The organism is Desulfurella sp. (assembly GCF_049977265.1).
GTDB lineage: Bacteria > Campylobacterota_A > Desulfurellia > Desulfurellales > Desulfurellaceae > Desulfurella.
In genome coordinates this window covers 23,135-37,687 of record NZ_JBMFGQ010000011.1, presented here as the reverse complement: position 1 = coordinate 37,687, position 14,553 = coordinate 23,135, and the positions used below count along the sequence as shown (strand labels likewise).

The 14,553-nt window shown below is 34.7% G+C and carries 13 protein-coding genes; 9 read left to right on the top strand and 4 right to left on the bottom strand.

What is annotated here, in order from left to right; genetic code table 11:
• Positions 1–421: 421 nt before the first annotated feature.
• From ilvA to ACP5FO_RS03615, 3 genes are read right to left on the bottom strand one after another with little or no spacing between them, the layout of a single operon-like run.
• On the bottom strand, positions 422–1,930 hold the full coding sequence (ilvA, locus tag ACP5FO_RS03625) for a threonine ammonia-lyase, biosynthetic (protein ID WP_428108368.1): 1,509 nt from the start codon (positions 1,928–1,930) through the stop codon (positions 422–424).
• A 1-nt stretch (position 1,931) separates the two neighbouring features.
• Complete coding sequence (locus tag ACP5FO_RS03620) at positions 1,932–3,701, bottom strand: ABC transporter ATP-binding protein/permease (protein ID WP_428108374.1); 1,770 nt, start codon at positions 3,699–3,701, stop codon at positions 1,932–1,934.
• A gap of 25 nt (positions 3,702–3,726) precedes the next feature.
• Entirely contained in the window at positions 3,727–4,458 is a 732-nt protein-coding gene (locus tag ACP5FO_RS03615) for a tetratricopeptide repeat protein (protein ID WP_428108381.1), read from the bottom strand.
• Positions 4,459–4,708: 250 nt separating this feature from the next.
• Between ACP5FO_RS03615 and ACP5FO_RS03610 the strand changes: the two genes are divergently transcribed.
• Genes ACP5FO_RS03610 through ACP5FO_RS03585 form a run of 6 tightly spaced genes read left to right on the top strand, consistent with a single transcriptional unit; the run spans position 4,709 to position 8,688 of the window.
• Positions 4,709–5,074 (top strand): hypothetical protein, encoded by a 366-nt coding sequence (locus tag ACP5FO_RS03610; protein WP_428108384.1) that lies wholly within the window; start codon positions 4,709–4,711, stop codon positions 5,072–5,074.
• Positions 5,074–5,472, top strand: a complete 399-nt coding sequence (locus tag ACP5FO_RS03605) for a hypothetical protein (protein WP_428108387.1) — start codon at positions 5,074–5,076, stop codon at positions 5,470–5,472. Before ACP5FO_RS03610 ends, ACP5FO_RS03605 begins: the two co-directional genes overlap by 1 nt.
• Positions 5,456–6,679 carry a CoA-transferase gene (locus ACP5FO_RS03600; protein WP_428108389.1) on the top strand — a complete coding sequence of 408 codons (1,224 nt, stop codon included), beginning with the start codon at positions 5,456–5,458 and terminating at the stop codon, positions 6,677–6,679. The genes ACP5FO_RS03605 and ACP5FO_RS03600 overlap by 17 nt, the downstream gene beginning before the upstream one ends.
• A 14-nt stretch (positions 6,680–6,693) precedes the next feature.
• Positions 6,694–7,731 carry a CoA-transferase subunit beta gene (locus ACP5FO_RS03595; RefSeq protein ID WP_428108392.1) on the top strand — a complete coding sequence of 346 codons (1,038 nt, stop codon included), beginning with the start codon at positions 6,694–6,696 and terminating at the stop codon, positions 7,729–7,731.
• A gap of 51 nt (positions 7,732–7,782) precedes the next feature.
• Positions 7,783–8,112 (top strand): YgiT-type zinc finger protein, encoded by a 330-nt coding sequence (locus tag ACP5FO_RS03590; RefSeq protein WP_428108395.1) that lies wholly within the window; start codon positions 7,783–7,785, stop codon positions 8,110–8,112.
• Between the two features lie 6 nt (positions 8,113–8,118).
• Entirely contained in the window at positions 8,119–8,688 is a 570-nt protein-coding gene (locus ACP5FO_RS03585) for a helix-turn-helix domain-containing protein (protein ID WP_428108398.1), read from the top strand.
• A 1-nt stretch (position 8,689) separates the two neighbouring features.
• Here ACP5FO_RS03585 and ACP5FO_RS03580 read toward each other — a convergent pair whose 3' ends face one another.
• Positions 8,690–9,691, bottom strand: a complete 1,002-nt coding sequence (locus ACP5FO_RS03580) for an amino acid--tRNA ligase-related protein (RefSeq protein WP_428108401.1) — start codon at positions 9,689–9,691, stop codon at positions 8,690–8,692.
• A gap of 58 nt (positions 9,692–9,749) precedes the next feature.
• Here ACP5FO_RS03580 and ACP5FO_RS03575 point away from each other — a divergent pair, with 58 nt between their 5' ends.
• The 3 genes from ACP5FO_RS03575 (at position 9,750) to ACP5FO_RS03565 (ending at position 14,550) form a co-directional block, all read left to right on the top strand.
• Positions 9,750–11,756, top strand: a complete 2,007-nt coding sequence (locus ACP5FO_RS03575; protein WP_428157041.1) for a molybdopterin-dependent oxidoreductase — start codon at positions 9,750–9,752, stop codon at positions 11,754–11,756.
• A 73-nt stretch (positions 11,757–11,829) separates the two neighbouring features.
• A complete protein-coding gene (locus ACP5FO_RS03570) occupies positions 11,830–13,053 on the top strand; it encodes a fibronectin type III domain-containing protein (RefSeq protein WP_428108407.1) in 1,224 nt (407 codons plus the stop codon).
• A complete protein-coding gene (locus ACP5FO_RS03565) occupies positions 13,054–14,550 on the top strand; it encodes a YifB family Mg chelatase-like AAA ATPase (protein WP_428108410.1) in 1,497 nt (498 codons plus the stop codon).
• Positions 14,551–14,553: the final 3 nt, after the last annotated feature.

Below are 14,553 nucleotides of genomic sequence, written 5' to 3'. Positions count from 1 at the left end.
GCCTTTTTGGTTTAGGATAGCTGCAATTCTAGGTGAGCCGTAGACCTTTCTTGATACCCCAAATAATCGGCACATCTTTTCCAGGGAGTGTTCCTTGGAAAGCTCTTTTGCTATCACAAATTTATCCCTTTAGGTTTTCGAAAAGAGCTCAAGAGCTTTTTTTAATATGTCACGCTCTTCAACAACATTCTTATACTATAGTGAGTGTACCCGCAAATTAATACAGAATTTTTTTAAAGTAATAAAAATTCCAAAAATTCTGTATTAATTTGCGGGTACATTATACTTGACTTTTGTAAAAAATTTCTTATAATAAAGTCTCGTGCTTAGAAAATCTCATTTTTAAGCGTTTCATTTTCCCCTTGTTTGCCCACCATAAAGTCCGCATTTAAATTTCGCCCGCAAGGGCGCTTCCTGCCTTTTAAAGGAAAATTTTACAGATGAGATTGTTTGTTTCTTCTGTGAATGGGTAGCGTAAATCTTGCAAGTAAGATTTAAAGTCTTGCATTTCGCTGGGTGGTATCTCAAAGCCCACAAGGACTTTGCCGTAATCGGTGCCAATATGCTTATAATGAAACAAAGAAATATTCCAATTACTCTTCATTTTCGACAAGAACTCATAAAGTGCACCTTTTCGCTCTGGAAAAGAAAAGTGATACAAAACCTCATTTTGAGCCAAATTAGTTTTGCCGCCAATCATATAACGAATGTGGCTTTTTGCTATTTCATTGTCAGTTATATCAAAAATATTATAACCTAATCTTTTGGCTTTTTCCAAAAACTTATCCTTTTCTTGTTTATAATTTATATTAAGACCTGTTAGAATATACGCTTTTTGTCTGTTTGTAAGTCTGTAGTCAAACTCAGAGACATTTATATTATCAATTAAATCCATACAAAATTTTTTAAAAGAACCAGGTTTTTCTTCTAACTCTACCACATAGAGTGCTTCCTGCTTTTCTCCAATTAAAGCTCTATCAGCTACAAAGCTTAGCCTATCAAAATTCATGTTTGCGCCAGAGTTAATGGCAAGGAATGTTTTTTTAGAAATGGAGTGTTCGTCTATATAGTGCTTTATTCCAGCAACTGCCAAAGCACCTGCAGGTTCTACTATATTTCTTGTATCGTAGTAAATGTCTTTTATGCTTGAGCATATTTCGTCTGTGTCAACAAGCACAATATCGTCAACATACTTTAATACTAAATCAAGTGTTAAGTCACCAACACTTTTTACGGCAACACCATCTGCAAAAATGCCTACTTCATCAATATCAACTTTCTTTTTGGCGTGAAACGATAAATACATGGCATTTGAGTCTTTTGGTTGAACTCCAATTACTTTTATTTGTGGATTTATGTTTTTGATAAATGATGCAATGCCAGCAATTAGTCCGCCACCACCTATAGGTACAAAAATATAATCAATATCAGAACTCGTCTGCATTAGAATTTCATTTGCAATTGTAGCGTTACCTGCTATTACAAGTTCATCATCAAATGGTGGGATGTAGGTCATTTTAGTCTCTTGTATTAGTACTTTGCAGGCGTTATAAGCGTCAGTATAGCTATCGCCTTCTAGGACTATACTTGCGCCATACCTTGCCACTGCATTAATTTTAATTTGAGGTGTTGTTTTTGGCATTACTATTGTGGCTGTGATTGACAACTTTTTTGCCGAAAGAGCCACACCTTGCGCATGATTGCCAGCAGAAGCGCATATTATGCCCTTTTTTTTGTCTTCTTCGGATAGATTTTTTATTTTGTTATAAGCACCCCTGATTTTAAATGAAAACACACTCTGTAAATCTTCCCTTTTTAGTAAAATCTTATTGTTTAGATTTTTTGACAAATTAGCAGCATAGTTTATGGGTGTTTGTTTTGCTAGGTCGTATATAGAAGAGCGAATAACTAATCTTACAATATTATCCATTTTATGCAAACTCCTCCTTTAAATATGAGATTTTGGTTAAGTCACTTTTTTCAATGGGTTTTAGCGACCAATTGCCTTCGCCTAACAATGAAAGCTTTATCTTATGGTAATTAAGCAAGCTTGACCTGTGACCTACGCTTAAGCATGCACTTTGTGGAAGCTCACTAAACAGTCTCATATAAAGGAGTCTTTCTGATTTTTCATCCAAAGCGCTCGTTGCTTCGTCCATAAAAATCCACTCAGGTTTTTGCAAAAAAATACGCCCAAAAGCAATGTATTGTTGCTCACCAAGCGATAAAACTTGAGACCACATATTTGTGTCCAATAAATGTTTTGCTAAATATTTTAAGTTTAAACTTTCTAGCAAATTTTTCAGAGTATTGTTATCTATTGAAGGGTCACCATTTGGATAAATAAGCACATCCCTGAGCGTGCCAATGGGTAAATATGGTTTTTGAGGCAAGAATAAAGTTTTTTCTGTCGGAGGCAGACTAACTTCTCCGTAACCAAAAGGCCAAAGACCCGCAATTGTACGAATCAGAGTACTTTTTCCTATGCCTGATGGACCTACTATTAGCAAGCTTTGTTTTGGTTTTAGCTCAAAACTTAAATCTTTAATTAAATATGTTTTATTGTTTGGCAGCAAAATAGATAAATTATTTACAACTAAATACTGAGATGGATTATATTTTATTTTGTTATTGGTAGATTGAAGCGCTTCGATATTTTGAATATTGTGTTCGAAGGTGCGAAGCCTATCTGCCACTGCATGCCAGTTAGCAAGCGAGGTGTAGCTGTTTACAATGTAGGATAATGATGTTTGTACCTGTCCAAATGCTTGAGCTATTTGCATAAGCCCACCCAGTTGTATTTTTTTTGCAAAAAATCTTGGTGCTGCAACAAGTATAGGAAAGATGATAGCTATCTGGTTGTAACCTGAAGTAAACCACGTGAGTTTTTTTTGCCTTACCATTATTTTCCAATAATTTTCAAATATATCTGCAAATTTTTTCATCAAATGATTATGTTCTTTTTCCTCACCACTATACAAAGCAACGCTTTCACTATTTTCTCTTATTCGCACCAAGTTAAACCTAAAATCTGCTTCAAAACGCTGCTGATTAAAATTTAAGGGAATAAGTGGTCTTCCTATAACAGCAGTAATCCACGTTCCAAAAATAGCATAGAGCAAAGCAGCCCACACCATATATCCTGGTATAGTTATTAAAAAACCAAATATGGATAAATGTAACGGTCCAGATACAATCCATAAAATACTAATAAAAGAAAACAGTGTAACAACAGAGCTTAAAAGTCCCAAAGACAATGTCAAAGACTGCGATATAAACATATTTAAATCTTCACTGATACGTTGATCTGGGTTATCTGTTTGGTGGTTAAATACCTGAAGGTGATAGTAGATTTTTTTATCCATCCATTTATTCAAAAAATTATCTGTAAGCCACCTGCGCCATTTTATTTGTAGCATTTGATTTAGGTAAAGCGAATAAACTGCAGATATTATATAAAAAAACGCTAATGCTGTAAATTGTCCAAGCGCTATCCAGAAAGCTTTTTCGTTCAATTCCTGCAAAGCATTGTAAAATTCTTTATACCAAAGATTAAATAGTACATTTATAAATACAATGGCCAAATTTAAAAAAATAATTACTGCAAGCAAGATATAGGCAGTCTTTTTTTCGCTTGATACCCAGTAGGGCTTTATTAAGTGCCATGCATCTTTAAGAACTTCTTTGTTGAACTGTTTCATCTATTGTCTGCTATTATACAATAATTTATTGCTGATTTTTTATTTGGTTATATAGCTTATCCGCCAATTCTTTAGCTTGTGATGTTTCAACAGTGGTTAATTTATATTTGACAATATTTAAATGATGTACTGCAAGTGCGTGAATTTCCTCATCTGGGCTGGAAAATCTTTTTGAAACATCAAACCAGGCATAAGCATTGATATAATTTTTTTCTATTTCACCTTCGTAATACAAAAGCCCAAGCCTGTATTGAGCATAACTTGAACCCAGGTAAGAAGCTTTTTGCCAGTAATCAAAACTTTTTTTGTAGTTAAGCTCTACACCTTGTCCAAGGCTATATAAAAACCCAAGACCGTATAGCGCGTATTTATTGTCTAATTGAGCGCTTTTCTCCCACCAATAAACCGTTTTGGATAGATCTTTTTTTACGCCAAGACCATGTTTATACAAATAGCCAAGGCCATACTCTCCAAAGCTATTGTTTCGTAAGGCAGATTCGCTAAAAAATTCGTAAGCCTGTTTGTAATCTTGCTTAACGCCAAGACCGTCTAAGTACATCGAGCCTAAAATATATTGAGCTTGAGAATCACCTTGTTGGCTTAACTTATAAAATATATCATAGGCTTGTTTGTAGTTTTTGCTATTATAGGCACTAAGACCGTCTTGAAGCGTTGTGTTTGCATTTGCAAGGTTTGCTAGTATTAAAAATCCACTTAAAATGAAAAAAAAACTGATCAGCAAATTTTTTTTATTCATACGCTCCTCCTTATACCTCTAAAGTCTTTTTATACACATTTTTAAATTATTTGCAATAAATATAAATTTAGTTTGTAAATGACAAAAAATACATTTTAAGTCCATCTATAATTAAAATTTATATATTAACTAACACAAGTTTACTGATAGCATATAAACTAAATGAATATAAAAAAATACTTGACTTTTTATTTATATTTTTGTATTATGTAAATTAAGAGTAAATATCTATTATAGTAGGAGGTGTAGCGTGATAGCTTATCCGAAAGCGTTCAAGAAAACGGCTAGAGAGGAGCCACAGGAGGTGCAGCAACCTAGGGACATTGAAAATGTTCAGGTTTGGTTAAAGCTAACCAATGAAGTTTGGGATTTGTCTATGTCGAATTATTATTTTGATACATGGATGTGGCAATTTAAGAAAATGCCTGGTGTATTGACAAGAATTACTCAATTAGTTGAACAAATGCAAGCAAACAAAACTGCTGATGTCACAGAAAACGAATTGAGGAAGAACCTAGATTATCTCAAAAATGCACACGAGATGATAGAATACGCGCAGGAGAAAGTAGAAAATGCTCTAAGACTTATCTGGGCAAGAAGAAAGGAGCTTAAATAGTGAGTGACTTTACGACTTTGCCTGGTTATATCATTGGTGGTGGCGAATTAATTACTTTTGAAGAGATAAAACAAAAAGTCAGTAATCTCGGTAAAATCGTAGATACCGAAAAGCGCGGTTTTAGATTGATACCTTACTCGAAAGAGAATGAAAAATTAAACTACGATGAAATGTATCCAGTTATTTACTTTAATACGGATTACACGATAGATATCTATATTAGCTATATGAAATTTGAGAAAGTTGCTGAATTTATACAAATTTTGAGTGATACGTTAGGTTTGCCAATTGAGCATGCAGACAGCAATGGCACGGTCAAGAAAACGCAAGAAGATATCGAAAATTTAGAAGAATTCTATAAAAATTTAGGAGGAGGACTTTATGGCAAAAGCAAGTAAAATAATGTCCATCAAAGAAGCGGTTAGCAAGTATGTTAAACCGCATAGGGCCTGGGTTGTGGGTGGTTTTGGTTACACAAGAACGAATGCATCAATTCCTAGAGAAGTTATCAGGCAAAATATACCTAATCTATATTTGCAAACAAACGCAGGCGCTACACCTGTTATGATGATGGCAGGCGCTGGCCAGCTTGATTGGATTGAAATGACATTTATTGGACTTGAAACGATACAGCCAGTTTCTTATGAGATTAGGAAAGGCTTAGAGGATGGCGACATCAGTGCATATATGCTATTTTCGAACTACTCCTGGGCACTCAGGACACATGCTGGACGTTTTGGAATGCAGTTTGCAACTGGTATGACAGATTTGGGCTCTGATTTAATTGAGTACGATGTTTTTGGTAAAGCAGGTCTTAGAGGCAAAAACGAAAAAGGCATGTGGGTTCATCCAGACATTCCGCCAGCAAGACAGGTTATTGTAGACGATCCGTTTGATGGTTGGGGACTTAGACCTCATCAATACGACCCGGAAAACAAGTGGTCTCCAGGCGATGCACCCGATACTACATGGAATAAAACCGCAGCAGAAGAAGACGGCATATTTTATGAGAAATTGAGAAAGCAGGCCAGCAAATATACAGGAAAGGCTGGTGTAAAAGCTGTTTTATATCCTCCGTCAATACCTTATCTTGCGACTACGCATGTTCAAAGATGCGGTACGCAAGGCACTGCGAGGATTGAGGGTTTGCTCGTGCCAGATGTTGAGCAGTCGCTGAGCGCAAAATACTTAGTAATTGCTACCGAAAAGATAGTACCAGAAGAAGAATTGAGATTTAGGCCATCAGAAAACCAGATTCCAATGATACACGTAGATGGAATTGTAGAAACACCATGGGGTGGATACCCAACAAACGTAACATACCTATATGACTACGATTGGATGTGGTGGAAATTCTACATTCAAGCAAACCGTTCAGCTGACACACCAGATGGCAGAAAAGCTTTAGCTGATTACTGGCATGATATAGTAGGCAAAGATGAATGGGATTTCTTGCAAAACAAAGTTGGAACCGATAAATTTGAATTTGGCAAAATCAAAGCAAAATATGAGTGTCCAAGCGGCGCAACGGGTTTTGCAAGACTGTATGAGCTTATAGCAGATACAAAATATGGATACAAGCCAGATCAATACAGGCCAATATAAAAAGGAGGAGAAAGATGAATAAAAAAGCTATTATACCAGTGCATATACCAACTGTTGAAGAAATTGAAAATAGGGTTAAAGCTTTTAGTAGTGGCATTAGCGATACAGACTACGAAGCTTATTGCAAAGAAAATGATGTTCCACCAGAAGAGTTTACAACAATGGAGCTACTTGCTATAGCAAGTTCAACCATGATACCAAATGGTGCATCTATGTTTATTGGAACAGGCTTACCTGTGCTTACAATGACGCTTGCACAGCACACAGTAAATCCAGACGCCATTATAGTTATGGAAGCAGGCATGTTAGATCCACACTTTGAGCACATACCAGTATCTGTTGCCGACATTAGGGGTGCTTATATGGCTTCAACTGCTTTGTCAATGATGGATGCATTTGGCACATACGAGCAACGTGGCTATGTTACAGGCGGCGGTTTAGGTGGCGCAGAATATGATGAGTATGGCAATATTAACGCAACTGGTCTTTGGGAAGCACCTCGCAACCAATGGACGTCTATTGCGTCCGGTACTGGCAAGGGACCAAATGTAGTATTTACAGGCTCTGGCGGTTCAAACCCAATTGGCACCCAGTCTGATTTTATCTTGAGCGTTATGGTTCAAGAAAAAAGGCGATTTCCGTATAGTGTTCAATTTAAGACTACATTGGGTGCAGCAAGAGGTCCAGAAGGTGAGTCTAGGTGGGATTACGGAATCCCAAGAGGTGGCAAAGGTTTGATGGTATCTGACCTTTGCATTATGGAAAACTTCCCAGAAGAAGGCATCTATGATATGAGACTAAGAAGCGTTCACCCGGATGTAAGCTTAAAAGATGTTATAGAAAATGTTATGTGGGAACTGAAAGACAAAAGTGGTAAGGTTTTGAAACCTACAGATGATGTTCCAACAACACCATCACCTTCGCATGAGCAATTGAAAGTTCTAAGAATGATTGTTGACCCAACAAGAATTTACCTGAAAAGAAAAACTGTTCGTGAAGTTGCTTACGAGAAAGAACATGGCAAGCCTTGGAGAGTTAAAGTTAAAGGTTAATCATGTTAATAGGGGGCTTTTGCCCCTCTATATTTTTATAAGGAGTTGCACATGAGATGTAAGTATTGTGGTAAAGAGATGGTTAAAACTAAAACCCCATTTAAAAGACCCGTTAAAGGCGAAATGCTTGTTGTGCCAGACGTTGAAGTCTATAGCTGTCCAGGTTGTGGTGCTGTATATTTTCCTGAAGAAACTATTCGTCATGCAGGGAAAAAAATTGGTGAGAAACTTATTCAAGTTGCAAAAGAGCGTGGCCGCATAAAAGACGAAAAAGATTATTTAAGACAATTGCAGGAGCAAAAACAAATAGACCTTGAAGAAGCTATAAAGAGAGGAGAAATTAAAAAGAAGCAAGATGCACCACTTAAAGTTTTTACATAAATTTACATGATAGATGTTTCAGAACAGATTAAAAATGAACGCAAAAAAAGAGGTTTAACTATAAAAAGTTTATCAAAATTGGCTGGGTGTTCTCCTAATTATCTATCATTAATAGAAAATAAAAAAGCAAAGCCTTCTGCAGAAGTTTTAGGAAAAATTTCTGAAGCATTAGACCTCAAGTGGGATCGTATATTTGCAAATAAGAATCAAGAAGAAATATTTATTAAAAAAGATAGAAGAACTCGTATAGTTTACCCAGACAATAAAGTAATAAAGGATTTGCTTATTAGTGATTTATCCAATAAAATAATGGAGCCGGCATATAAAATAATACCAGTTAATGCAGATTCAAATGGTTGGCATAGACACAAAGGCGAAGAATTTGGGTATATTTTACGAGGAACACTCGAACTTAGAGTAGCTAGTGAAACTTGTATCTTAGAGGAAGGCGATAGTTTTTATTTTGATTCTACAGCAAAACACTATTACAAAAATGTAGGTGATATAGACGTAGAAACAATATGGGTTGTTTCACCTCCTTCTACGTTTAAATACTTGTTTTTAAAAAAACACTAAATCACATTATTAACTTTAACAATCTGTCAAATCCAAAAGCAATGCCACTTGCTTTTGGCATACCAAAAGCCATATAATCTATAAATTCCGGGTCTGTTTGTTTATTGAAATATTTTTTAAGCCTTAAAAAATCATTTTCTTCATCATAGCAATTGGCTATTTCTATGCCATTAATGTAAAACTCATATCTTTTTGCATATTTGCCTTCTTTTTTTGCAAGAAATGTAAAGTCGGGGAAATTGTACACAATATTTATGCAATTATTGCCAAGGTGTTTTTCTATGTGTGTTGCAAATAAGTAATCAAGTACCTGAGATTTAGTTAAATTTGCTTCTAAATTATATTTTGATATTATTTTTTTCTTATCAAAAAAGTGCAAAATATCTAAACCTAAATATTTTAAAAACAACTCTTCGTAAGAAAAAAATTCAAAACGATCAAGGTTAATATGCTTTGAATCTAATTCTAAAATATCTTTAGAATCGTTTAAAAACTTGCATAACTCTTTGAAATCTTCAAAAATATCTTCAGGTTTTGCATAAGCTCTATACCATTCAAGCATTAAAAATTCTTTACTGTGGAATTTGTCTTCAAAATCATCCCTGTAGGCAAAATTCAATTCAAATACTTTTTCAAAACCAAGACATAATAGTTTTTTATGTTCAATTTCAAATGAAGGCACCAGGTATCCATACCTTGTTTTGATTTTTTTAATATGTCTTTCGTTTAAATATAATTTTTTTAATTTGGGTGTTAATGCTTCTAAAAAGCCCTGTTGTTTGAAAAACTGTTTTGTTTTATCTATTAGAAGATACTTTTTGTTCGCATTTTCTAAAGCATTTTTAAAATCGATTGATTTATATGATTTTACAAGTAAATTATCGTTTTCATCGATTATATCATTTAAACTGTGTTTACTTCTGAAAGGAAAAGTTATTAGATTATTATTAGACAAAACAAGTGTAGTTTGTTTTGAAATTTTTACAATACGACCTACTTTCATGGCTTTTTATTATATACAAAAAGTTGTTTTTTTAAAAATCGAAAATATAATAAGTATTATGAAGTGCTTTAGTGTATGTCCACATGATTGTCCGGATGCCTGTGCTTTAGAAGTAGAGATTAAAGACAATATGGTAGTAAAAATTTCTGGAAACAAAGACCATGTTTTTACACAAGGTTCAATATGCAACAAAACCTACTTTTACAGAGATGTCATATACTCAGATAAAAGAGTTTTGTACCCATATAAAAGAGTTGGCAAAAAAGGAAGCTTATCTTTTGAGCGCATTAGCTGGCAAGAAGCTATAAAAACCATAGTGGAAAGGTGGCAAAATATTTTAAAGCATTACCAAAGCGATTCTATTTTACCCTACTCTTATGCAGGCACAGAAGGTGTACTTAATAATGCAAGCATGGATAGGCGTTTTTTTAATAAACTTCAGTCTGCACAACTTTTGCGCACAATTTGCTCAGCAGCAGGAAGCAAAGGCTTCGAGCTGGCATATGGCAAAGCAATTGGTACAAACCCTATATATACTCAAAACTCTAAATTTATTATTTTTTGGGGTATAAATGCTATGGTAACAAACCTACATCAGGCTATTTTTGCCCAAAGAGCACGCTTAAATGGTGCAAAAATAATTAGCATTGATGTAGAAAAAAATGAAACTGCAAATTTTGCTGATGAATTTTACCATATAATGCCTGCCAGTGATGGAGTTTTAGCTCTTGGTATTGCAAATATAATCATAAATGAAAATTTATATGACAAAGAATTTATTGAAAGCAATACAGTTGGTTTTGATAAATTTAAGGAATTGGTAAAAAAGTATGCTCCAGATACAGTGAGCAAACAAACAGGTTTAAGCAAGCAACAATTAAACAAACTTGCCATTGAATATGCTACAATAAAGCCTGGCTTTATTAGAATAGGAAATGGCTTGCAACACCATTTAAATGGTGGTTTTAATACATGGGCTATTAGCTTGTTACCAGCGCTTGTGGGCTCATGGAAATACAAAGAAGGTGGGGCTTTAAAATCAAATTCTGGGTATTTTCCAATTAACAAAACATTGCTTGAAAGGCCAGATTTACTTAATAAAAAACCCAGATCGATAAATATGGTAGAATTAGGAAAGGCTTTAACAGACAATAAAAACCCTATAAAGTCCATTTATGTTTACAACTCAAATCCTTTAGTTGTAGCACCAAATCATAATCTTGTAAAGAAAGGTTTTGAAAGGGAAGATTTATTTGTTGTGGTACATGAAAGACTATGGAGTGATACTGCAAAATATGCAGATATTGTTTTACCTTCAACTACATCATTTGAGCATGAAGATCTCTATATTAGCTATTGGCACAATGTGATTGCTTTTGCAAATCGAGTAATTGAACCATTAGGTCAATCTAAGCCAAATATTGAAGTATTCAGTATGCTTGCTCAAGCTTTTGGTTTTAGCCAAGATTGTTTTAAAGATAATGTTTATGATCTTGCAGACCAGGCTTTGGATAGCGAATATTTTAAAAGGCATAATATATCATTAAATAGGCTTTTAAAAGAAAAATTTATTGAATTAGAATATATTGATTTTCCCTACACAGATTCTGCATACACCAAAACCGAAAAAATTCAATTTGAAAACCCAGATGCAATCAATTTGGCGGGCGTTAGTTTACCACATTGCACTGCCTTGACTCTAAATTACCCTTTCATTTTAATCAGTCCGCCAAATAAGCATTTTTTAAATTCTACTTTTGCGCATATCAATAAATTAAAAGAAAAAGAATACGCACCATATGTAAAAATAAATCCAAAGGATGCTATAAAGTACGATCTAAAAGATAATTGTAATGTGGAAATTTTTAACGAACAGGGTAGTTGCATTTTAAAAGCCATGATAAGCGATGATGTAAAAGAAGGAGTTTTGGTTGCACGGGGGCTTTATTGGGTAGACGATTATATTAACAAACAGCCAATAAACACACTAACAAGTGATAAATTGTCTGATATTGGCAATGGGGCAGTGTTTTTTTCAAGTGGTGTAAACATTAAAAAGGTTTGAAAGTGTTTTTTAGTTGCAAAATTGGTAAAAATTGTATACTCTAGTTAGATAAACTTACCTGGAGGGTGAATATATGAAAAAATGGTTTTTGGTGCTTTTTGGTATTCTATTTTTATCGTCTTGTTCAACTGTGCAGATAACAAAAACTAATCCTAGTTTGCCAAATGTACAGATTACAGCTGCAAAAGGCGGTATACAATCCGTTACTCTAACGTGGATTCCTATTACAAACACCAACATAAAAGGTTATGTAATTTACAGATCAGGTTCTCCTACAGGAAAATTTGAATTTTTAACACAGATTAATAACAACCTGCAATCAAGCTATACTGATACAGGTGGTATTTTGTCCACTTTGGAAAACAATACCACATATTATTATAGAATAGCAGCATTTAATGATCAAGGTGTTGGTCCATTTACACAGGTATCAGCTACTACTTTGCCAAGGCCAAATCCCCCAGAAGGCTTAAAGGTAATCAGTGGACTTCCACATAGCTTGATTTTGCAGTGGCAACCTTCTAATGATATGTCTATTTCTGGGTACATGCTCTATAGAGCGCAAACGCAATTAGGCCCTTTTAAAGCTATAAAAAGGTTAAATGGTAGAGAAAATACAACATACACAGATACAGGTCTTCAAGATGGAGTTACTTATTATTATGAAGTATCAAGTATTAATTATAAAGGTGTAGAAAGCCCGCCAAGCTCTTATGTTTCTGGAACAACTCAAAACAAACCAATACCACCACTTTCACTAAAAGCTTTGCCAACAGGTGCTGGCACAATAACAGTTTATTGGTTTCCAAGTCCTACAAAAGATGTAGCCTATTATGAGGTTTATTATGGCAACAGTCCTTCTTCCATGGCAAGTCTTGGAAAAGTCAAATCTTCACAGCTAGAATACACTGTAAAAAGTTTAGAACCGGGTAAAATTTATTTATTCATGGTTAGATCAATCGACGCAAGCGGTGTTAAAAGTTCTGATTCAGAAATTGTCCAAGGAAAAACCTTTCCTATCCCTCAAGCGCCAAAAGGCATAAAAGTAGAGCAATTGCCAAACGGAGCAGTAAAAATTGAGTGGGCAAGCTCAGGAGATGATATAGCCTACTACAAACTTTTTAGAAGGTATTATTTGTTTATAACAAATGAAATCGCAAAAGTTCAAGGTACATCCTATACTGATGACAAGGTAAAGCCAGATACCACATATTACTATTGGGTAAAAGCTGTTGACAAATGGGGACAGGTTAGCCCAGATAGTCAAACCGTATCTATAAAGACTAGAAGTCAGTGAATGTTTGTAAAACTAAAAGGGGCCTTTGTCATTGGTATAGACGCATATGGAGTTGATGTAGAAATTGATAGCTCGAAAGGTATGCCGAATTTCGTTATTGTAGGTCTTGCTGATAATGCTATCAAAGAAAGTAAAGAACGTGTAAGAAGCGCACTGTTAAATAGTTCAATACACCCTAAAGCCACAAGGCTTACAGTAAACTTATCACCAGCAGATGTCAAAAAAGAGGGTTCACAGTTTGACTTACCTATAGCAATTGCTATTGCAATTGTAAATGGTGTTGAAGTATCAAAAAACTTAGAAGAATTTTTATTTGCAGCAGAATTATCACTTGATGGAAAATTACGGCCTGTAAGTGGCATTTTGCCAATTTCTATATATGCAAAAAAACACAATTTAAATATTATTGTAGCAAAAGAAAACGCATATGAAGCATCACTTGCAAAAAGTAATATTTATGCTTTTAATCATTTATCAGAAGTGCTGGGTTTTTTAAATGGCACCATAGATGTTACATTTTACAAAGCAAATACTGTTTTTGAAAAAGCTGATTATGAAGTGGATTTTTCAGAAATAAAAGGTCAGCACAGAGCAATTAGGGCTGCGCTCATTGCAGCAAGTGGTTTTCATAATATGATGCTTATAGGTCCGCCAGGCACAGGCAAAAGTATGCTTGCGCAAAGGATGCCTACAATAATGCCACCAATGAGCGAAGAAGAAATTATAGAGACAACAAAAATATATAGTGTTGCCGGCGTATCAAAAGGCAGTATTATAACAAAAAGACCATTCAGAGCGCCTCATCATACAGCAAGCGATATTAGCTTAATTGGTGGTGGAGCTGATGCAAAACCTGGTGAGATTAGTTTAGCCCACAATGGCGTGTTGTTTTTAGATGAATTACCAGAATTTAAGCGCAATGTCATAGAGGTATTAAGACAACCTTTAGAAAATGGCTATATAAATGTATCCAGAGCAAAATTTTCAATAAATTACCCTGCAAACTTTATGTTGATAAGTGCTGCAAACCCATGCCCATGCGGTTATTATGGCTCAAAATTTAAAAAGTGTACATGCAGCTTTGATCAAATAAGGCGCTATAGAAGTAAAATTTCCGGGCCATTTTTAGATAGAATTGATTTGTATATAGAAATGCCAGAAATTGATTACGACCAAATGCAAACCGAATCTAATTATACAAGCGCAAACTTAATGCAAAGTGTAATGCAAGCGCGAAATGTTCAAAATACACGTTTTTTAAACGAAAAAGTTAAAACTAATGCGCAAATGACGCCGCGATTAATAAAAAAACATTGCCGTTTGGATTTTGAAGCGGAGCGAACGCTAAAACAAGCTATGCAAGTAATGCATTTTTCTATGAGAAGCTTCACAAAAATATTAAAAGTAGCTCGGACAATTGCTGATTTAAACAAAAGCGACGCAGTTTTGCAAGAACATATTAAAGAAGCTATAAGTTATAGACATATTGAAAACTAACCG